This is a genomic window from Streptomyces sp. NPDC088745 (assembly GCF_044751045.1).
Taxonomy (GTDB): domain Bacteria; phylum Actinomycetota; class Actinomycetes; order Streptomycetales; family Streptomycetaceae; genus Streptomyces; species Streptomyces cremeus.
The window spans coordinates 364013-383214 of record NZ_JBIVLB010000007.1; the positions used below are offsets into that span (position 1 = coordinate 364013).

The 19202-nt window shown below is 73.0% G+C and carries 15 protein-coding genes; 7 read left to right on the forward strand and 8 right to left on the reverse strand.

The window, feature by feature from the left end; all coding sequences use genetic code 11:
• Window positions 1–4: 4 nt before the first annotated feature.
• The gene (locus ACIP93_RS21210; protein WP_401760943.1) at window positions 5–1147 is read left to right on the forward strand and encodes a DUF5925 domain-containing protein; all 1143 of its coding nucleotides are present in this window, start codon (window positions 5–7) and stop codon (window positions 1145–1147) included.
• On the opposite strand, the gene ACIP93_RS21215 is transcribed toward ACIP93_RS21210, so the two are convergent.
• Window positions 1138–1548 carry a GntR family transcriptional regulator gene (locus ACIP93_RS21215; protein WP_345224490.1) on the reverse strand — a complete coding sequence of 137 codons (411 nt, stop codon included), beginning with the start codon at window positions 1546–1548 and terminating at the stop codon, window positions 1138–1140. The two genes, ACIP93_RS21210 and ACIP93_RS21215, sit on opposite strands and share 10 nt — an antisense overlap.
• A gap of 45 nt (window positions 1549–1593) precedes the next feature.
• Between ACIP93_RS21215 and ACIP93_RS21220 the strand changes: the two genes are divergently transcribed.
• Window positions 1594–2529 (forward strand): GNAT family N-acetyltransferase, encoded by a 936-nt coding sequence (locus ACIP93_RS21220; protein ID WP_401760944.1) that lies wholly within the window; start codon window positions 1594–1596, stop codon window positions 2527–2529.
• A complete protein-coding gene (locus ACIP93_RS21225; protein ID WP_401760946.1) occupies window positions 2510–3028 on the forward strand; it encodes a DUF402 domain-containing protein in 519 nt (172 codons plus the stop codon). The genes ACIP93_RS21220 and ACIP93_RS21225 overlap by 20 nt, the downstream gene beginning before the upstream one ends.
• 60 nt (window positions 3029–3088) lie before the next feature.
• Here the strand turns inward: ACIP93_RS21225 and ACIP93_RS21230 are convergent, their stop codons facing one another.
• From ACIP93_RS21230 to ACIP93_RS21240, 3 genes are read right to left on the reverse strand one after another with little or no spacing between them, the layout of a single operon-like run.
• Complete coding sequence (locus ACIP93_RS21230) at window positions 3089–4585, reverse strand: tripartite tricarboxylate transporter permease (protein ID WP_345224482.1); 1497 nt, start codon at window positions 4583–4585, stop codon at window positions 3089–3091.
• Window positions 4586–4590: 5 nt separating this feature from the next.
• The gene (locus tag ACIP93_RS21235; RefSeq protein WP_401761037.1) at window positions 4591–5136 is read right to left on the reverse strand and encodes a tripartite tricarboxylate transporter TctB family protein; all 546 of its coding nucleotides are present in this window, start codon (window positions 5134–5136) and stop codon (window positions 4591–4593) included.
• A gap of 8 nt (window positions 5137–5144) precedes the next feature.
• Window positions 5145–6128: a Bug family tripartite tricarboxylate transporter substrate binding protein gene (locus ACIP93_RS21240; RefSeq protein WP_401760948.1), complete on the reverse strand. Its 984-nt coding sequence runs from the start codon at window positions 6126–6128 to the stop codon at window positions 5145–5147.
• 131 nt (window positions 6129–6259) lie between these two features.
• Between ACIP93_RS21240 and ACIP93_RS21245 the strand changes: the two genes are divergently transcribed.
• From ACIP93_RS21245 to ACIP93_RS21255, 3 genes are all read left to right on the forward strand, one after another.
• Window positions 6260–6955, forward strand: a complete 696-nt coding sequence (locus tag ACIP93_RS21245; protein WP_345224478.1) for a response regulator — start codon at window positions 6260–6262, stop codon at window positions 6953–6955.
• A gap of 350 nt (window positions 6956–7305) precedes the next feature.
• A complete protein-coding gene (locus ACIP93_RS21250) occupies window positions 7306–8361 on the forward strand; it encodes a lytic polysaccharide monooxygenase (RefSeq protein ID WP_401760950.1) in 1056 nt (351 codons plus the stop codon).
• 213 nt (window positions 8362–8574) lie between these two features.
• Complete coding sequence (locus tag ACIP93_RS21255; RefSeq protein ID WP_345224474.1) at window positions 8575–9639, forward strand: DUF3533 domain-containing protein; 1065 nt, start codon at window positions 8575–8577, stop codon at window positions 9637–9639.
• A 134-nt stretch (window positions 9640–9773) separates the two neighbouring features.
• On the opposite strand, the gene adhE is transcribed toward ACIP93_RS21255, so the two are convergent.
• The gene (gene adhE / locus ACIP93_RS21260; RefSeq protein WP_401760951.1) at window positions 9774–12368 is read right to left on the reverse strand and encodes a bifunctional acetaldehyde-CoA/alcohol dehydrogenase; all 2595 of its coding nucleotides are present in this window, start codon (window positions 12366–12368) and stop codon (window positions 9774–9776) included.
• A 353-nt stretch (window positions 12369–12721) separates the two neighbouring features.
• Between adhE and ACIP93_RS21265 the strand changes: the two genes are divergently transcribed.
• Window positions 12722–15499, forward strand: coding sequence for a M4 family metallopeptidase (locus ACIP93_RS21265; protein WP_401760953.1), 2778 nt, complete (start codon window positions 12722–12724; stop codon window positions 15497–15499).
• 206 nt (window positions 15500–15705) lie between these two features.
• Here the strand turns inward: ACIP93_RS21265 and ACIP93_RS21270 are convergent, their stop codons facing one another.
• From ACIP93_RS21270 to ACIP93_RS21280, 3 genes are all read right to left on the reverse strand, one after another.
• On the reverse strand, window positions 15706–16794 hold the full coding sequence (locus ACIP93_RS21270) for a S1 family peptidase (RefSeq protein ID WP_401760955.1): 1089 nt from the start codon (window positions 16792–16794) through the stop codon (window positions 15706–15708).
• Window positions 16795–17201: 407 nt separating this feature from the next.
• Window positions 17202–18113, reverse strand: a complete 912-nt coding sequence (locus ACIP93_RS21275) for a S1 family peptidase (protein ID WP_401760956.1) — start codon at window positions 18111–18113, stop codon at window positions 17202–17204.
• Window positions 18114–18381: 268 nt separating this feature from the next.
• Complete coding sequence (locus ACIP93_RS21280; protein WP_401760958.1) at window positions 18382–19200, reverse strand: DUF1684 domain-containing protein; 819 nt, start codon at window positions 19198–19200, stop codon at window positions 18382–18384.
• Between the last annotated feature and the right edge of the window lie 2 nt (window positions 19201–19202).

Sequence of the window (19202 nt, forward strand, 5' to 3'; positions counted from 1 at the left end):
CGGCATGTCTGCGAACCGCGCGAATCGTGAGGGGCCCGGAAGTGCCGGCGGGCCGGCCGGTCCGGAGTCCGCGCTGCCCATCCGGTTGAACGTCGACGACTCGGACTCGCCGTCGGACGTGGTGGACGCCCTGTTCCTGGGCCGGTTCGCCACGGGCGAGCAGCCGTACGCGCACAGCCGGTCCGTCGACCGCGTACGGTCCGGGGCCCCGCTCCTGCCGTCCGGCGCGACGGTGCTGCGCGCGGCCAAGGACGACGACCGCAGCGCGACCCTCGCCGAGGGCGAGGGGTGGACGCTGCTGGTGTCCCGGTGGAACCGGGGCGCCGACATCACGGTCACGGCCACCTCCCCCGAGCTGGCCGCCAAGGTCCTGGACGCGACGGCGGACGGCGCGCAGGACGAACCCGAACCGCAGCCCGAGGCCGTGACCATGGGTTTCTGGTACGTGTCCCCCCGGCGCGGCCCGCACCGCACGACCCGGCAGATCTCGGCCGGGACCTGGCAGGAGGTGCGGCCGAACTACACGGCGCCGGTGGCCGACGCGATGGACCGGCTGATGAAGGTGACGCCGGACGACATCGCGGGCCGGCTGCTGCTCCTGCACGGGCCGCCGGGGACGGGCAAGACCTCCGCGCTGCGGACGCTGGCCCGGTCGTGGCGGGACTGGTGCCAGGTGGACTGCGTACTGGACCCGGAGCGGCTCTTCAACGACGTCGGCTACCTGATGGACATCGCCATCGGCGAGGACGACGGGGTGACGGGCAAGTCCCGGTGGCGGCTGCTGCTCCTGGAGGACTGCGACGAACTGATCCGGGGCGAGGCCAAGCACACGGCGGGGCAGGCGCTCTCGCGGTTGCTGAACCTGACGGACGGGCTGCTGGGGCAGGGGCGCAACGTCCTGGTCGGCGTCACCACCAACGAGGACCTGGAGCGGCTGCACCCGGCGGTGGTCCGCCCCGGCCGCTGCCTGGCCCGGATCGAGGTCGGCCCGCTGACCCGGGCGGAGTCGGTCGCCTGGCTGGGCACGGAGGAGGGCGTGGGCCGCGAGGGCACCACGCTGGCGGAGCTGTACGCGCTGCGCCGGGGCGTGGCCCCGGCGGGCGTCCAGGGGCCCGGCCACTCCCCCGACGCGGGCCTCTACCTCTGACGGGTGCGGCCCCGCGAATCCGGGGCCCGGTCCGCGTACGCCGCCCGCAGGGCCTGTTCGGCGGCGGCGAGGGCGGCCTCGCGGGTCAGGCCGAGCCGGCGGGCCCGGGCGGCGAATTCCCCGGCCGCCTGCGCCGCCTCGCGGGCCGCCGCGTCCCCGGCCGCCGCCACGAACGTCCCGTTGCGTCCCCGCGTCTCGATCACCCCGTCGCCCTCCAGCGCCCGGTACGCCTTCGCCACCGTGTTCGCGGCGAGGCCCAGGTCGGCGGCCAGGCCCCGTACCGTGGGCAGCTTGTGGCCGACCGGCAGGGTCCCGGCGCGGGCCTGCTGCGAGATCTGGGCGCGCACCTGCTCGTACGGGGCGACGGCGTCTTCGGAGTCCACGACAATCTTGAGGGTCACAAAACGCATTGTGGCCCATGGCGCCCCTGCATAGTCTCAGCGCCGATGACCGTGATCCTGCGCGACTACCGCCCCCGCACCGACGACGCCGAGTCCGTCCTGCACCTGCGGCGCCTGCTGCTCCCCTTCAACCTCTCCACCGCCGAGGCCGTCGAGAACGGGGTGACCGACGCCCACCCGGACTCCCACTACCGGCTCACCCTCGCCGAGGACGGCGCGGGCGGCCGCGTCGTCGGCGTGCTGCGGGCCGGCATCGACCATCAGGCCAAGCAGCCCGGCCAGGGCTTCGCCGTGGTGCTGGTGCACCCCGCCCACCTGGGGCAGGGCATCGGTGCGGCCCTGCTGCGGGCGGCCGAGGAGCAGACGGCACGGGCCGGGGCGCGCGCCCTGCGGGTCTGGGCGCTGGACGAGCGGGGCCGGTCCTTCGCCGAGAAGCGCGGCTGGGAGCCCACCGGGCACGCGCTGCACTACCTGGGGCTGGACCTGACGACCGCCACCCTGCCCGACGCGCCGCCGCTGCCGGCCGGGTTCGAGCTGCGCGACACGTCCTTCCTCGGCGACGACCCGCGCGCCCTGTTCGACGCGGACGCCGAGGTGGTGCTGGACGAGCCCGGTTCCGTGGGGTGGGTGCTGGACGACTACGCGGACTGGCTCGCCCACGACTGGAACGACCCGCTGCACGACCGCGGCCTGTCCAGCGTCGCCGTCGCCCCCGACGGACGGATCGCCGCCTTCACCACGGCCCAGTCGGACGGCGAGGACCGCTACCGGTCCGGGATGACCGGTGTCCGCCGGGACTTCCGCGGGCTGGGCCTGGCGAAGGCGGTGAAGTCCCACTCCCTGCGCAAGGCCTGTGCGACGGGCCACCGGCTGGCCGTCACCAGCAACGACGACACGAACGGGCCCATGCGGGCCGTCAACACCTGGCTCGGGTACGCCCACGGCACCACGGAGGTCGAATATGTCCGCCCCCTCGGCTGACCCCGCACGCACCGCCCAGGTCGCGCTCACCAAGGCGGGGAAGCTGAAGATCCGGTACCCGGCGGAGCTGCTCTCCGACGACGGCACCCACCTGGTGGTGCGGGCCGCCTGGGCGCGGGAGACCGTCAAGGACTTCGGGTTCGTGCGGTTCGAGCCCGGTGACGTCTTCGTGGAGCACTACTGGCGGGACCGCTGGTACGCGGTGAAGGAGGTGAGGGCCGCGGACGGCCGCCTGAAGGGGTGGTACTGCGACGTGGCCCGGCCCGCCGTCGTCGACGCCGACGGGACGGCGGTGACCGTGGAGGTCGAGGACCTGGACCTGGACCTGTGGCGGTCGGCGGACGGCACGGAGGTCCTGCGCCTGGACGAGGACGAGTTCGCCGCGAGCGGGCTCGCCGTACGCGACCCGCGGGCGGCGGCGGAGGCCGCGCGCACCCTGGACGTGCTCGAACGGGCGGCCCGCACCCCGGAGTTCACCGGCCTGCTGGCCGGCCGCTAGCGCTCGCGCCGGGGGCGGCGGCATCCGGCTCCGCCGCCCCCACCCCCCAGCGGGACGGTGTCACGCGTCCGCCCCCCGCCGCAGGAAGGGCAGCCTCTTCAGCAGCGGCCAGGACAGGAGCAGCAGCACGATCACGTACACGGTGACCGAGAAGGGCGTGTCGACCAGCCCCGTCACGCTGCCGTCGCTGATCTGGAGCGCCCGGCGCAGTTGCTGTTCGGCGGCCGGGCCGAGGATGACACCGATGACGGCGGGCAGCACCGGCAGCCCGTACCGCCGCATCCCGAACCCGATCAGGCCGATGATCAGCAGCACCACCAGGTCCAGCGCCTCGCCGCCGACCGCGTACGCGCCGACCGAGGCGAAGAAGAGGATGCCCGCGTACAGGTAGGGGCGCGGAATCCGCAGCAGCTTCGCCCACAGCGGGGCGAGCGGCAGGTTCAGCGCGAGCAGCAGCACCATGCCGACGAACAGCGAGGCGATGAGCCCCCACACCAGCTCCGGCTCCCGCTCGAAGAGCAGCGGCCCCGGCTGGATGCCGTACTGCTGGAAGGCGGCCAGCATCACGGCCGCGACGGCGGTGGTCGGCAGGCCCAGGGTGAGCATGGAGACCAGGGTTCCGGCCGCCGAGGCCGAGGCCGCCGACTCCGGGCCCGCGACGCCCTCGATGGCGCCCTTGCCGAACTCCTCGCGGTGCTTCGAGAGCCGCTTCTCCGTGACGTACGACAGGAAGGTCGGGATCTCGGCCCCGCCCGCCGGGATCGCGCCGAACGGGAAGCCGATCAGCGGCCCGCGCAGCCAGGACTTCCAGGTGCGTCTGACGTCCGCCTTCCCGAGCCACGGGCGGCCGACCGGAATCGCCTCCACGCCTCCGCGCCGCAGATGGGCGGCGACCCACAGCGCCTCGCCGATCGCGAAGAGGCCGACCGCGACGATCACCACGTCCACCCCGTCGGCGAGTTCGAGCGAGCCGAAGGTGAGACGGGACTGGCCCGTCATCTGGTCGAGGCCGACGAGCCCGATGGTCAGGCCGATGAGGAGCGAGGCGAGGCCCCGGATGCGGGAGGAGCCCAGCACGGAGGTGACCGCGATGAACGCCAGCACCATGATGGCGAAGTAGTCGGGCGCGCCGATGTCCACGGCGAGCGCGGCGACCGCGGGGGCCAGGGCGACCAGCAGGATCGTGCCGATCATGCCGCCCGCGAAGTGCCCGATGGCGGCGGCGGCGAGCGCTTGTGCGCCGCGTCCCGACCTGGCCATCGGGTGGCCCTCCATGGCGGCGACCACCGCGGCGCTCTCGCCGGGGGTGTTGAGCAGGATCGAGGTGGTCGAGCCGCCGAACATCGCGCCGTAGTAGATGCCGGCGAACATGATGAAGGCGCCGGTGGGTTCGAGTCCGTACGTCACCGGGAGCAGCAGCGCGACCGCCATCGCCGGGCCGATGCCGGGCAGGACGCCGATGGCGGTGCCGAGCAGGACGCCGAGGGCGGCCCACAGCAGGTTGAGCGGGGTGAGGGCGGTTCCGAAACCGTCCATCAGTGAGTTCAGGGAGTCCATGACTGTTACAGCACTCCCATCAGCGGGCCGCCCGGCAGCGGGACGCCCAGCAGGTTGTTGAAGACGACGTAGGTGAAGAGGGAGAGCCCGGCCGCGATCAGCGGGTCCCGGTGGTGGTGGCGGCTGCCGAGCGCGTACGCGGAGCCCCAGAAGAGCAGCGCGCCGGAGACCGGGAAGCCGAGCGGGCCGATCAGCACGGCGTTGGCGAGGAAGACGCCGGCGAGGAGCAGAACGGTGCGCCAGTCGGCGGGCTCGGAGAGGTCGATGTCCTCGCCGCCCTCGGCCTCGCCGCGGCCGCCGCGCAGGACGTCGACGGCCAGCAGGACGGCGACGAGCAGCAGGGCGCCGCCGACGACGACCGGCACGGTGGTCGGGCCGACGGGCCCGCGCTGGGCGATCTCGGCGTGCATCGTGAGCGCGTCCGTGAGCACGAGGACGCCGATCACGAACAGCAGGACGCTGACGCCGAGCTCGGAGTGCTCGCGCAGCCAGGCCCCGCGGCCGCCGCCCGGCGCGGCGGACCCGTCCGCCGAAGGGGCGGCCTTCTCCAGGGAGTTCGTCACAGCCCCAGCTCCTTCAGCACGGAGTCGACCCGCTTGTCCTCCTCGGCGAGGAAGTCGCCGAACTTCTCCCCGGTGAGGAAGGCGTCGTCCCAGCCGTTCTTCTTCATCGAGTCCTTCCACTGCTTCGAGGCGTGCAGCTTCTCGAAGAGTGCGACGAGCTTGGCGCGTTCGGCGTCGGTGAGGCCGGGCGGTGCGACGATGCCGCGCCAGTTGGTGAACTCGGTGTCCAGCCCGGCTTCGCGCAGGGTCGGGGCGTCCAGGCCCGGGACCCGCTCGGGTCCGGTGACGGCCAGCAGCCGCAGCTCGCCCGCCTCGATCTGGTCCAGGTACTCGCCGACGCCCGAGACGCCGAAGGCGACCTTGTCGCCGAGGATGGAGGCGAGGAGTTCGCCGCCGCCGTCGAAGGGGACGTAGTTGACGTCCTTCGGCTTGATCCCGGCGGCGCGCGCCATCAGCATCGGCGCCAGGTGGTCGGGCCCGCCGGGCGAGGAGCCGCCGCCGACCGGGACCTTCGCCGGGTTCGCCTTCCAGGCCGCCAGCAGGTCCTGGATCGTCCGGTACGGGGAGTCCTTGCCGACCACCACGATGTCCTGCTCCTCGGTGAGCCGGGCGATGGGGGTGGTGTCGGCGAGGGACTTGGGGGCCTTGTTGGTGTGGACGGCGCCCACGACACCGAGACCCATCGACATGGCGGCCTTGCCGTTGCCGTGGTCGCCGGCCAGCCGGGCCAGGCCCACGGTGCCGCCCGCGCCGGGCAGGTTGAAGACCTCGATGCCTCCGGTGAGACCGGCCTCCTCGGCGTTCTTGGCGGCGGTGCGCGCGGTGATGTCGTACCCGCCGCCGGGGGTGTTGGGGACCATGAAGCGCAGGCCCGGGATCTGGGTGCCGGTGTCGGAGCCACTGCCCGTGGTGAGCAGCGGTGGCCCCACGAGCACCAGGAGTGCCGCCCCGGCAAGGGCGAGGGGGGTGCGCAATCGCACGGGCGCCGCCTTTCTTCAGTTCTGCTGCGGGGAGGGGGGTGGGCTCATGTTGCCGGTGCGTTAAGGAGCTGTCGCCGTTCCGGAACCAACGGACGTTGTGGTCCTTGTGGTCGCGCGCCTAGCCTGCGCGGGTGACGAATGTGCTGGTCGTGGACGACGACTTCATGGTGGCGAAGGTCCACAGCCGCTGCGTGTCCGCGATGGACGGTTTTACGGTGGTCGGGGTGGCCCACAGCGGTGCCGACGCCCTGCGCGCGGCCGAGCGGCTGCGCCCCGATCTCGTCCTCCTTGACGTGTACCTGCCCGACATGGACGGCCTCGACGTACTGCGTGAGCTGCGGGCGGCGGAGGCGCTGGACGCGGGCCGGCCGACGGCGGACGCCCTGTTCATCACGGCGGCCCGGGACGCCGGTGTGGTGCGGGCGGCGCTGCGGGCCGGGGCGCTGCACTACCTGATCAAGCCGTTCCACCAGGCGGCCCTGCGGGAGCAACTGCGGCACGTGGCCTCGCTGCGCACCCGCTTCGACGCGCTGGCCGTGCACGGGCCGGCCCGGCAGGAGGACGTGGACCAGCTCTTCGGGACGCGCCCGCCGGGGTCCCGGGAGCTCCCGAAGGGGCTGGCCGCGCACACCGCCGAGTTGGTGGAGCGCACGTTGCAGGCGCATCCGGAGGGTCTGTCGGCGACGGAGTGCGCGGAGGCGGGGGCCCTGTCGCGGGTGAGCGCGCGCCGGTACCTGGAGTACTTCACGACGACGGGGCGGGCCGAGGTCACGCTGCGGTACGGCGGCACGGGCCGGCCGGAGCGGCGCTACCGGTGGGTGGTGTGAGCCCCGCCGCACACGGGGCCGACGGCCACCGGGCCGCACGGCACGCACCGGCAGCCGGCGCCGAGCCGGGCGGGCACGCACCCACCACCCCCGTGCGGCATGGGCACGCACCGACGACCACCATGCGGCGCAGGCACGCACCGACAGCCGTCGGCCCGGCCGGAAGCGCCCATTCCAGGCAGCTTCTTAACCGTCTCTGAGCGCTTCCTTAAGCACACCATAAAGATCGCCACCACCCGCTCCTCGCAGGGAATTTCGCCGTTCCCGGGGTCTAGCGTCTGTTTCCGCCGGGGGAGACCTCCCCCCCTCTCCCCGGCCCGCACACGTCCCCTGCCAAGGAGTTCCGCACCATGACCGCTGCTCGTCGGACCGCCGCCCGCCGCAAGGCCGCCACCGTCGCCGCCCTCGGCCTCGGGCCGCTCGCGCTGACCGGCCTGGCCGCCTCCCCGGCCGCCGCGCACGGCTCCATGACGGACCCGGTCAGCCGGGTCTCGGCCTGCTACGCGGAGGGCCCGGAGAGCCCGAAGTCGGCGGCCTGCAAGGCGGCCGTCGCCGCCAGCGGCGCCCAGGCGTTCTACGACTGGAACGCGGTGAACATCGCCAACGCCGCCGGCAACCACAAGGCCCTGATCCCCGACGGCAAGCTGTGCTCCGCCGGCAACGACAAGTACAAGGGCCTGGACCTGCCGCGCGCCGACTGGCCGTCCTCGAAGCTCGCGCCGGGCAAGCACACCTTCCGCTACAAGGGCACCGCCCCGCACAAGGGCTCCTTCGAGCTGTACGTCACCAAGGACGGCTACGACCCGACGAAGCCGCTGAAGTGGTCGGACCTGGAGGCCAAGCCCTTCGTGCGGGTCACCGACCCGCGGATGCAGGGCGGCGACTACGTCTTCGAGGGCACCCTGCCGAAGAAGTCCGGCCGCCACCTCGTCTACAGCGTCTGGCAGCGCTCGGACAGCCCGGAGGCCTTCTACACCTGCTCCGACGTGGTGTTCGGCAAGGACACGGGCGGCACGGGCACGGGCGGCGCGGGCGCCCCGGCCCCGGCCGCGTCCGCCCCGTCCGACAAGGACATCGCCGCCGGTGCCGACAAGTCGACCGTGGAGCACAAGGGCCACGGCGACAGCGACCACACGACGGGCGCCGGCGTGCAGACCGCCGCCCCGCAGACCCCGTCCGCCCCGCCGGCCCCGCCCGCCGAGCCGGACGCGAACACCCCTGCCCCGCAGGGCGCTCCGGCCACCCCGGTCGCGGCCCCGGCCGGTGACAACCTCGCCGAGACCGGCGGCGACTCCTCCACCCCGTACATCGCCGTCGGCGGCGCGGCGGTGCTGGCGCTGGGCGCGGCCGTGCTGTTCGGCTCGGTCCGCCGCAGGTCCGCGACGGGTGGCCGCCACGGCCGCTAGGCACCGGGTCAGCCGGGTGTGCCGTCCTTTCCGGGGGAAGGGACGGCACACCCGTGCCGGGGCCGCCGTCGCTTCCCGTACGGCACGGCCTCCTCGCGGATCGGCCGCGGCCGGGCGGCCACGTCCGCGGCCTCCCCCGGAATCCGTCCTCCGGCTTCACCCGTACGGCCCGCCCCGCCTGCGCGGAGGGGCGTCGCGCCGGACCGTGGGGGCATGAGATTCGCCGACGAGTTGAAGAACGCCGTGACCCCGCGAGCCGCCCTGCTCGTCCTCGGCTGCCTGGCCCTGCAACTGCTCTTCATCACGTCGTACGTGGGAGCCCTCCACCACCCCGAGCCGCGGGACGTGAAGGTGGCCGTGGTCGCGCCGGGCGGGGCGGCGGAGCAGCTCACCGGGCAGTTGAACGAGCTGCCCGGCTCCCCGCTGGACGCACGCCCGCTGGCCTCCGAGGCGGCGGCCCGCGAGGAGATGATGAACCGCGACATCGACGCGACGCTCCTGGTCGACCCGCGCGGTGGCAAGAACGACACCCTTCTCGTCGCCTCGGGCCAGGGCGGCTCGGAGACCCGGGCGCTGGAGCAGATCTTCACCGAGGTGGCCAAGAAGCAGCAGCGCACGGTCGCCTTCCGGGACATCGCCCCGGCCTCGGCGCAGGACGCCAACGGGCTGAGCTCCTTCTACCTCGTCGTCGGCTGGTGCGTCGGCGGTTACCTGTGCGCGGCGATCCTGGCGATCAGCGCGGGCGCGCGCCCGGCGAACACCAAGCGGGCCGGCATCCGGCTCGGTGCGATGGCGCTGTACGCGATCGTCTCGGGCCTGCTCGGCGCGGTGATCGCGGGCCCGGTCCTGGGCGCGCTGCCGGGGAGCATGTGGGGCCTGTGGGGTCTGGGCGCGCTCACGGTGTTCGCGGTCGGCGCGCTCACGCTCGCCCTCCAGGGCATCTTCGGCGTGGTCGGCATCGGCCTGGCCATCCTGGTCATCGTGATCGGCGGCAACCCGAGTGCGGGCGGCGCGTTCCCCGGCCCCATGCTGCCGGGCTTCTGGCGCTCCATCGGCCCGGCCCTGCCGCCGGGCGCGGCGACGTGGGTGGCCCGCTCGATCGCGTACTTCAAGGGCAACAACGTGACGGGCCCGCTGCTGGTCCTCTCCGCCTGGGCGGTCGCGGGCACGGCGCTGACCCTGGCGGTGGCCGCGCGGGTGAAGTCCAGCCGCAAGGGCGCGGACGACACCCCGGGCGGCGCGACGGAGGTCGTGACCCCGCAGACCCCGCTCGTGTGATCCCCGCCCGATCCGTCGGGAACGGCCGCTCCCTGCCTGGGCCGGGCGCCGCCACCGCCCCCCCCCCAGGGGGGACACGACCGCCCGCCGACGGGTCCGGCTGTCGGCGGGCGGTCGTCCGTCACGGGGCGGGGCTAACGGCCGTAGTACGCCCTGCGCATGAGCTGCTTCATGTCGGCGAGCATCGGCATCCGGGGGTTGGCGGGCGCGCACTGGTCGGCGTAGGCATTGAGGGCCTGCTGCGGCAGGGCGGCCAGGAAGGCCTTCTCGTCGACGCCCTCCTCCTGGAAGCTCGCCGGGATGCCGCACCTGGCGCGCAGTTCCTCCACGGCCCGGGCGTAGGACTCGACGCCCTCGGCGGGGGTCGACGCCGGGAGGCCGAGGTGCCGGGCGATGGCCTGGTAGCGCTCCGGGGCCCGGTAGACCTCGGCCTTCGGCCACGGGGTGGCCTTGGCGGCGACCTGGCCGTTGTGCCGGATCACGTGCGGGAGGAGCAGGGCGTTGGTGCGGCCGTGGGCGACGTGGAAGGTGTTGCCCAGGGTGTGCGCCATGGCGTGGACCATGCCGAGGAAGGCGTTGGCGAAGGCCATCCCGGCGACGGTCGACGCGTTGTGCATCCTCTCGCGGGCCTCGGGGTCGTGGGGGCCGTCCACGACGCAGCGTTCCAGGTTCTCGAAGATGAGCTTGACGGCCTGGAGGCAGAGTCCGTCGGTGTAGTCGTTGGCGTAGACCGAGACGTACGCCTCGGTGGCGTGGGTGAGGGCGTCGAAGCCGGAGTCGGCGGTGACGGTCGCCGGGAGGCCCATGGGGAGGGCGGGGTCCACGATGGCGACGTTCGGGGTGAGGGCGTAGTCGGCGAGGGGGTACTTCTGGGCGGCCGCCGGGTCGGAGATCACCGCGAAGGGAGTGACTTCCGAGCCCGTTCCCGAGGTGGTCGGGACGGCCACGAGCTGGGCCTTCTCCCCCAGGGCCGGGAACTTGTACGCCCGCTTGCGCACGTCGAAGAACTTCTCCCTGGCGTCCGCGAACTCCACCTCCGGCCGCTCGTACATCAGCCACATGATCTTCGCCGCGTCCATCGGTGAGCCGCCGCCCAGCGCGATGATCGTGTCCGGCCGGAAGTCCCGCAGGAGGGCCGCGCCGGCCTGGACGGTGGCCAGTTCCGGGTTGGGTTCGACGGTGTCGATGACCTGGAGGGCGACGCCGTCCTCGCGGCTGCCCAGGATGTCGGTGACCCGCTGGACGAAGCCGAGGGCGCTCATCGTCTTGTCGGTGACGATCGTGACCCGCTTCATTCCGGCCATCTCGCCGAGGTGGCGCAGCGAGTTGCGCTCGAAGTAGATCTTCGGCGGGACCTTGAACCACTGCATGTTGGTGTTGCGCCGTCCGATCCGCTTGATGTTGAGGAGGTTGACCGCGGTCACGTTGTCGGAGACCGAGTTGTGGCCGTAACTGCCGCAGCCGAGGGTGAGGGAGGGCAGGAAGGCGTTGTAGACGTCGCCGATGCCGCCGAAGGTGGAGGGCGCGTTGACGATGACGCGGACCGCCTTGACCCGCCTGCCGAACTCCTCGGCGAGCTCCTCGTCCTCGGTGTGGACGGCCGCGCTGTGTCCGAGGCCGTCGAACTCGACCGTCCGGGCGGAGAGTTCCAGCCCGTGCTCGGTGTCGTTCGCCTTGAGGGCGGCGAGGATCGGGGACAGCTTCTCGCGGGTGAGGGGTTCGGCGGGGCCGACCTCGGCGCACTCGGCGATGAGGACCGAGGTGTCCTCGGGGACCTCGAAGCCCGCCTGTTCGGCGATCCACCGGGGGGACCTGCCGACGACGGCCGCGTTCAGCTTCGCGCCGGAGCAGTTCGTGGCGTACGCCGTGGCGCCGAAGACGAACTGCTCCAGCTTGGTCTTCTCGGCCGCCGTCAGGACGTACGCGTGCAGCCGCTCGAACTCGGCGATCCCCGCCTCGTAGATCTCCGCGTCGAGGATGACGGCCTGCTCGGAGGCGCAGATCATGCCGTTGTCGAAGGCCTTGGAGAGCACGATGTCGTGAACGGCGCGCTGGAGTCCGCCGCTCTTGGGGACGTACGCGGGGACGTTGCCCGCGCCGACGCCCAGGGCGGGCTTTCCGCAGGAGTACGCCGACTTGACCATGGCGTTGCCGCCGGTGGCGAGGATGGTGGAGACGCCGGGGTGGTTCATCAGGAGCCCGGTGGCCTCCATGGACGGGGTGTCGATCCACTGCACGCAGCCGGCGGGCGCTCCGGCGGCGACGGCGGCGTCGCGGACGATGCGGGCGGCCTCGGCCGAGCAGTTCTGCGCGGAGGGGTGGAAGGCGAAGACGATCGGGTTGCGGGTCTTCAGGGCGATGAGCGCCTTGAAGACGGTGGTCGAGGTGGGGTTGGTGACCGGGGTCATCGCGCAGACCACGCCGACCGGTTCGGCGATCTCGGTGATGCCGTTCAGCTCGTCGCGGGAGACGACGCCGACGGTCTTGAGACCGGCCATGGAGTTCGTGACGTGCTCGCAGGCGAAGAGGTTCTTGACCGCCTTGTCCTCGAAGACGCCCCGGCCGGTCTCCTCGACCGCCTGCCGCGCCAGGTCCCCGTGGGCGGCGAGTGCCGCGAGCGACGCCTTTTTGACGATGTGGTCGACCTGCTCCTGGCCGAGCTCCTCGAACGCGGTGAGCGCGTCCAGTGCTCCCCGGACGAGTCCGTCGACCATCTCTTGGGCCTGCATGACAGGTGCTCCTTCGCTGCGGCCTTCTCGCTGATGACTCCATTCCACTCCCGACGGGGCCGGGAAAGGATCGGCGAATGCCCCCAACAGACGGGCAGAAGGTCCCTCCGATTCGCCGGAGAGGGCGCGTGCACCCCTTACCACCTGCGCAAACAGCGTGGGACCAAAGACCCTTGAGTGCTTGTGAAAACTTTCACAAGTTTTCGCCGGGCGACGCTCCGCACATCGCTCCCGATCGTGTCCAGCCCCGCGCGGCCCTCACTTGTGGACAGGACTTATTCCTTGATCAACATCCGTGCAACACCTTGCATGAACGATGAACAGCGCAAGCGACCACGGAAGTTGGGAACACCTTGAGCAAGACCAGACCCACGGCGGCCCCCGGCCGGACATCCCGCGCCGCCGGCGTCGCCGCGCTGCTCGGCGCGGCGGCCCTCCTGACCGGAGCCCTCCCCGCGCACGCGGCCCCCGCCCCTCCCCCGGCGGACGTCGTCCCCGGCGAGGGCACGGCCACCCCCGCCCTCGTCGGCAACATCGCCGAGCAGGCCCCCGCCGCCGGCACCCCGGCGGACGCGGCCCGCGGCCACCTCGCCGCGAAGCGGGGCCGGTACGCCATCACCGACCCGCGGCGCGACCTGACCGCCGCCGACACCGTCCGGGACGGCGCGGCGGAGACGGTCCGCTTCCAGCAGCGGCACCGCGGGGTGAAGGTCCTGGGCGGCCAGTACCTGGTGCGGATGCAGAGCGAGGACGGCGAACGCCTGGTCACCGGCACCTCCGGCAAGTACTTCACCGGCCTCGACGTCGACGCCACGGCGTCCGTTCCGGCCGCGACCGCGAGCGAGCGCGCCCTGTCCTCCGTACGCACGGAACTCGCGGCCGGCAAGCTCCGCCTGCCCGACACGGGCGAACCCCGCCGGCCCGGCAGGCAGGGCGGGGCCGGCCGGCCGCGACTGGCCGCCGCTTCGCACGGCCTCGTCGTCCTGCCCCGGGGCAAGGGCGTCCTCACCCACCACGTCACCGTCACCGGCTACGACCCGCTCGCCAAGGCGCCGGTCAAGCAGGAGGTGTACGTCGACGCCCACGCCGGGTTCCCGGTGCTCTCGTACTCCGGCATCCAGAACGCCGTGGACCCCGCCGCGAAGAAGGCCGAACAGCCCGGCACCACGGGCAGGGGCGTCAAGCTCGACGGCGGGAAGGTGAGGCTGGAGGTCGAGCAGCGGGGCTCCGCGTACCTGCTGGTCGACCACACCCGCACCGCGAAGGCCGGCAAGAAGCCCATCACCACCTGGGACGCGGCGGGCGTCGACGTCGGCGACGCGTCCGGCAAGTGGCCCGCGGGGATCAAGGAGGTCGCCTCCCCGTCGAAGACGTTCGGCAAGGAGGCCACCGAGAGCGGTGCCGTGGACGCCCACTGGGCGGCCGGGCAGGTCTACGACTACTACAAGAAGCAGCACCGCCGCGACAGCCTCGACGGCCGCGGCATGGCCGTCAACTCCCTGGTCGGCGTCACGGAGTACGGCGTCCCGTACGCCAACGCCTTCTGGGACGGCGACAAGATGGTCTACGGCAGCGGCGACGAGGAGTACAAGAGCCTGGCCGCCGACCTGGACGTGGTGGGCCACGAGATGACGCACGGCGTGGTCGAGCACACCGCAGGGCTCGTCTACACCGGTCAGTCCGGGGCCCTCAACGAGGCCGTCGCCGACTACTTCGGCAACGCCATCGACGTGAGCGTGAGCGGCGACGAGAAGTCCCCCGACGCCGGCCTCATCGGCGAGGACCTGTGCCGTACGAAGTCGCCGCGCGACTGCGCGCTGCGCGACCTCAACGACGGGCGGACGACGTCCAAGGACTTCCTCGGCGTCTCCTTCGGCCTGGACCGGGGCGGCGTGCACCTCAACTCCACCATATTCTCCGGCGCGTTGTGGGACATCCGCGAGGACCTCGGCGGCAAGCAGGCCGACCGGATCGTCTACAAGGCACTCACCGAGTACCTCACCCCGCTCGACGGCTTCACCGAGGCCCGCGCCGCCGTCCTGGCCGCGGCCAAGGACCTCGGCGTCACGGGCGACAAGCTGAAGAAGGTCACCCGCGCCTTCGCCGCGCACGGCATCGTGCCCGGCTGGGAGCAGGCCATCGGCGTCGACACCGACACCCTGCTGGGCGACCTCAACACCCGGGGCACCGCGCCCGGCGCGGGCGGCGGCTGGTGGGCCGCCTCGAAGTCCGACGCGGAGGGCGCGGAGGCGTACTCGATCTGGGCCGGACGCACCGACGGAAAGGGCGGCGCGCCCCGGCTGATCAGCCCCAACGACGGCCGCTACCACATCGGTCCGGACACCGACGGCACGACCGTCGCCTGGGTCGCGGTCGGCGCGAACGGCTCCGACGTGCTGTCCCGCCCCCTCAAGGGCGGCCCGATCCGGAAGATCCGCAGCCTGCCCACGCTGGCGGGCGCGGTGCGCATCTCCGGGGACGTGGTCACCTGGCAGGAGGGGGACCAGGCTCGCCCCTCGCGCGTGGCCTGGGTGCGCGGCAACGACCCGAAGGTGCACTACGCGGACGGCGACGACGCCACGATCACCACGGGTCTGCCGGCCCTGCACGGTACGAAGCTGGCGTACGGCAAGGTCTATCCGACGCCGGACGGCTACTCGGAGATCTCCACCGAGATCCTCGACCTGGCCACCGGCGCCAAGACCCTGCTGCCCGCGAAGGGCGGCCACATCGGCATCGGGAACCTGGTCCTCACCGGCAAGCACCTGTACTGGCTGGTCGACGACATCATGGACGACAACCGGCAGATCCTGCGCCGCGCGAACGTCGACGGCACCGGCATGACCGACCTCATCGGGGAGACGGACGAGCGGGCGTACATCTGGAGCCTGGACGCCACGGACCAGGCGCTCACCCACACGTACTTCAAGCCCGGCCAGGACCTGGTCAACTCCAGCCTGTCCAAGCTGATCCAGACGGACCCGGCCGGCCTGAACCCGGTCCGCGTCTCCTGCTCGCGCGGTGAGCAGTACGGCGTGGCCGCCGACACCGGCAAGCGGGTCGTCTGGGGCGACGGCACCACGGGCCACACCGACCTGGTCACCCGCGAGCGCCCGGCGGGCCGCTGCTGACGCCCGCGGCCCCGGGGCGGACTGCTCGTGAAGGTTCCCCGCGCCCCTCGCAGGGGCGCGGGGAACCGCGCGACCGGCCACCGCACACCCGCACGGGCCCGATCACGGCCCCGCGGGGTGACGGGAAGGGGCGGGGCGGGGAGAGAACCCGCCCCGGCTCCGGGGGCCGGGACCGCGCCCCGCACCGCACGGAGCCGGGCGCGGAATCACCCGATCTGGGTCCCCGTGGCGGCCAGCGCCGCCCGTACCGGCTGGAAGAAGGTCTCGCCCCCCGAGGAGCAGTCCCCGCTGCCTCCCGAGGTGAGCCCCAGCGCCGTGTCCCCCGCGAAGAGCGCACCGCCGCTGTCGCCGGGTTCGGCGCAGACCGTGGTCTGGATGAGCCCGTTGACGACCTGCCCGTCGCCGTAGTTCACGGTGGCGTCGAGGCCGGTGACCTGGCCCCGGTGGACCTGGGTGGTGGACCCGGACCGCGTCACCTGCTGCCCGACGGTCGCGTCACCGGCCTTGGTGATGGCCTGGGTGCTGCCGTTGTAGAGGTTCACCTCGCTGGGGTGCGGGGTGTCGCCCGTGTACTTCACCAGGCCGTAGTCGCTGCCGGGGAAGTTGGAGTCGACCGTGGTGCCGATCGCCGCTCCGCCCTGCTTGTCCGACCAGCTCCGGATGCCGGCCGTGCAGTGGCCGGCGGTCAGGAAGTGCGGTTCGCCGCCCTTGGTGACGTTGAAGCCGAGCGAGCAGCGGGAGCTGCCTCCGTAGATGGCGTCGCCGCCCGCGACGAGCGGCCTGAACTCTCCCTTCGAGCGCTTGAGCAGCGCCTTCGAGCCGAGTTCCTTGACCGCCTTGTCGAGCTTGGCGAGGTTCGCGCCCCGCACCGTGCGGTCCGCCGTGACGACGATCCTGTTGCTGACCGGGTCGGTGGCCCAGGACGTCCCCGGGATCGACGCCCGCCCGGCCAGCGTCGTCCGCGCCGACGTCAGCTCGGCCAGGGTGTGCTGGACGACTCTGGCCTGCCCGCCGGCCGCCCGCACCTTCGCGGCCGCCGCCTCGCCGGTGACGTTGACGACGAGGTTCTGGGCCTTCGCGTCGTAGTACGACCCGGCGGCGTCCGCGCCGAGCGTGCGGGTGAGCGAGGCCGCGAGCTGCCCCGCGCCCGCCACGGACAGGGTCTTCAGCGCCGGCGTGGGGGCCGCGCCTTCGCTGGCGTTCGCGGTCTGGAAGGTGATGCCCGTGGCGACCAGGGCGACGGCGGCGGTTCCCGCCGCCGCCGCGCGCCGCTTGGGTATGCGTCGGTGCTTCACAAGTGACCTCCTGTGGGGGGGTCCCGAGCCCCGGAAGGTGGGGGTGGGCCCGGGTGAGGCCTCACTATTCACAGGCTCACAGGGAGCACACAAGGTCGACTTCCGTACGCGCACACGACAAGCACCGCACGCCCCCATTCCTTTGACATGCCGTCGCGGTGCGCGGTGTGCGCACCGCCGGTCGCAGGTGCGAACACCGCGGGCGGAGCCGGTGCCGTCTCCGCCACCACCGTCCGGAGCAGGCGGAGTCGGAGCGCCGCGGGCGGGTCGGACATGACCCCCGCCTTCTCCCGCAGCCGACAGGCCCCCGCCCGGAGGAGTCCGGTACGGGGGCCTGCCCGCTGCTGGCTGCGGTTCGTTGCGGGGAGCCGGTGGCCCGGGGAAGGCCCACCGGTCCCCTGGGGGGGTCAGTAGATGGTGACCCCGTACGCGCTGAGCGCCTCGGTGACGGGCTGGAAGAAGGTCGTGCCGCCCGTGCTGCAGTTCCCGCTGCCGCCGGACGTCAGACCGATCGCCGTGGTGCCGGAGTACAGCGGGCCGCCGCTGTCGCCGGGTTCGGCGCACACGTTGGTGCGGATCATGCCGTAGACGACGTCCCCGCCGCCGTAGTTGACGGTGGCGTTGAGGCCGGTGACGCGGCCGCTGTGGATGCCGGTGGTGGAGCCGCGCCGGGTCACGTTCATGTTGACGGTGGCGTTGCCCGCGCCGGTGATGTCGACGTTGCCGACGGTGCCCGGGTGGGCCACGTTGGCGTTGTCGTAGCGCAGGATGCCGTAGTCGTTGACCGGGAAGCTGGACCCGGTGGTCGGGCCGATCTGCGTCGTGCGGGCGGAGTTGGTGTACCAGGTCGGGTTGCCGTCGGTGCAGTGCCCGGCGGTCAGCGCGTAGTACGTCGTGCCCTTGCGGACGTTGAAGCCCAGCGAGCAGCGCCAGGACGGCGCGTAGATGGCGTCGCCGCCGGAGAGCAGCTTGGAGAACTTGCCGGGGGTGCGCTCGATGCGCAGGGCGCGGGCCTTGTCGCCCAGGGATGCCGTGATGCGGGCGAGTTCGGCGCGGGAGACGGTGCTGTCGGCGGTGACGACGAGGGTGTTGGTCGCCTGGTCGACGTGCCAGGCGGTGCCCGCCACGTCGGCGCGCAGGACGGCGGCCTGGGCGGTGGCGAGCTCCGCCGAGCTCAACGCGGCCGGGGCCGCGGCGGGCTGGGCCTGTGCGTTCGGTACGGCGACGGCGGCGGTGGCGGCGAGTCCTGCCGCCACGGCCATGAAACGGAAGCGTCTCGCCATTCCGCTGCGGGGTGTGGTGGTGCGCTCGTTCCTCACTTGTCGTTCCTCCCGAGGGGAATCGGGGGCCCGGTGCGGTGGGGATCTCCCGGGGCCCGTGAGGCGCAGCCGGGGGCGGTCCGGCGGGTTCCGTGACCACTGACCAACCCGCAATGCCCCTGACAAGCGCTGTCTCGGGAGTATTCGGGCGGCTGCCGGGGCGCGCAAGGGCGTGTTTCAGCCGCGTACGGGCGTACGGCGACGCGACGTGCGCCGGCCCCGGTGCGCGTGGGGCGCCCGGGGCCGGTGTGAGTCAACTTCCGTAAGTCTAGAGCTTGTTGAGCTCCCCGACCGGCACCGTGAACGGCAGTGTGTTGCCGGGCGGCGGGAACGGGCAGATGAAGTGGTCGGCGAACGCGCAGGGCGGCAGCAGCGACCGGTTGAAGTCCACGGTCACCGTCCCGTCGGCCCCGGGCGCGGCCGGCCGCAGGAAGCGGAAGCGGTAGCTGCTCCTGCCGCTGCCCGCGTCGGCGAAGACGGCCCACAGCGAGCCGTCGCTCTCGACGGCGACGTGCAGCGCGTGCTCGGCGCCCTCGTGCGCGAACACGATCCGCCCCGCGAGTCCGAGCCCCCGGGTGCGCCCGTCGGCGTTCTCCACCTGCACCGTCCGGTGCTCCTCATACGGGACGAACCTGCCCGGCAGCACCCAGGCGGGTTCGTGGCCCCGGGCCTCGATGCCCTTGAAGGCGCGCCGCGCCGGGGAGTGCGGGTCGAAGTCGCGCACCGCCCACAGGCCCTCCCGGGTCAGGACGGCGAGCCGCCGGTCCCCGGCCGAGACCCGGGAGGCGGGAATCGGCCCCCGGTCCGGGCCGAGCGACACCTCTCCGACGAGGGGCTCGCCGTCGACGCTGATGCCGTCGGCCTCCTCGGCGCTCAGGAGCACCTCGGCGCCGGCGTCCCGCCACCGCCCGGGCACGCCGTCGATGCGGCCGTCCGGGTGGTCGGCCAGCCAGTGGGTGCCGGTCAGGGAGAGGGGTCCGTAGGCGGACGAGACCGTCTCGACGCGCCGCTCGTGCCAGCGCTGCCAGTCCTGCGCGGCTGCCTGCGGGTTCTGCGCGGCCTCCGGCGTGTGATCACTGCTGCTCATGC

What these genes read in the sequence shown, in the direction of transcription:
- ACIP93_RS21210 (WP_401760943.1), top strand. Translation starts at nt 5, where the DNA reads ATGTCTGCGAACCGCGCGAATCGTGAGGGGCCCGGAAGTGCCGGCGGG.
- ACIP93_RS21220 (WP_401760944.1), top strand. Translation starts at nt 1,594, where the DNA reads ATGACCGTGATCCTGCGCGACTACCGCCCCCGCACCGACGACGCCGAG.
- ACIP93_RS21225 (WP_401760946.1), top strand. Translation starts at nt 2,510, where the DNA reads ATGTCCGCCCCCTCGGCTGACCCCGCACGCACCGCCCAGGTCGCGCTC.
- ACIP93_RS21230 (WP_345224482.1), bottom strand. Translation starts at nt 4,585, where the DNA reads ATGGACTCCCTGAACTCACTGATGGACGGTTTCGGAACCGCCCTCACC.
- ACIP93_RS21250 (WP_401760950.1), top strand. Translation starts at nt 7,306, where the DNA reads ATGACCGCTGCTCGTCGGACCGCCGCCCGCCGCAAGGCCGCCACCGTC.
- ACIP93_RS21255 (WP_345224474.1), top strand. Translation starts at nt 8,575, where the DNA reads ATGAGATTCGCCGACGAGTTGAAGAACGCCGTGACCCCGCGAGCCGCC.
- adhE (WP_401760951.1), bottom strand. Translation starts at nt 12,368, where the DNA reads ATGCAGGCCCAAGAGATGGTCGACGGACTCGTCCGGGGAGCACTGGAC.
- ACIP93_RS21280 (WP_401760958.1), bottom strand. Translation starts at nt 19,200, where the DNA reads ATGAGCAGCAGTGATCACACGCCGGAGGCCGCGCAGAACCCGCAGGCA.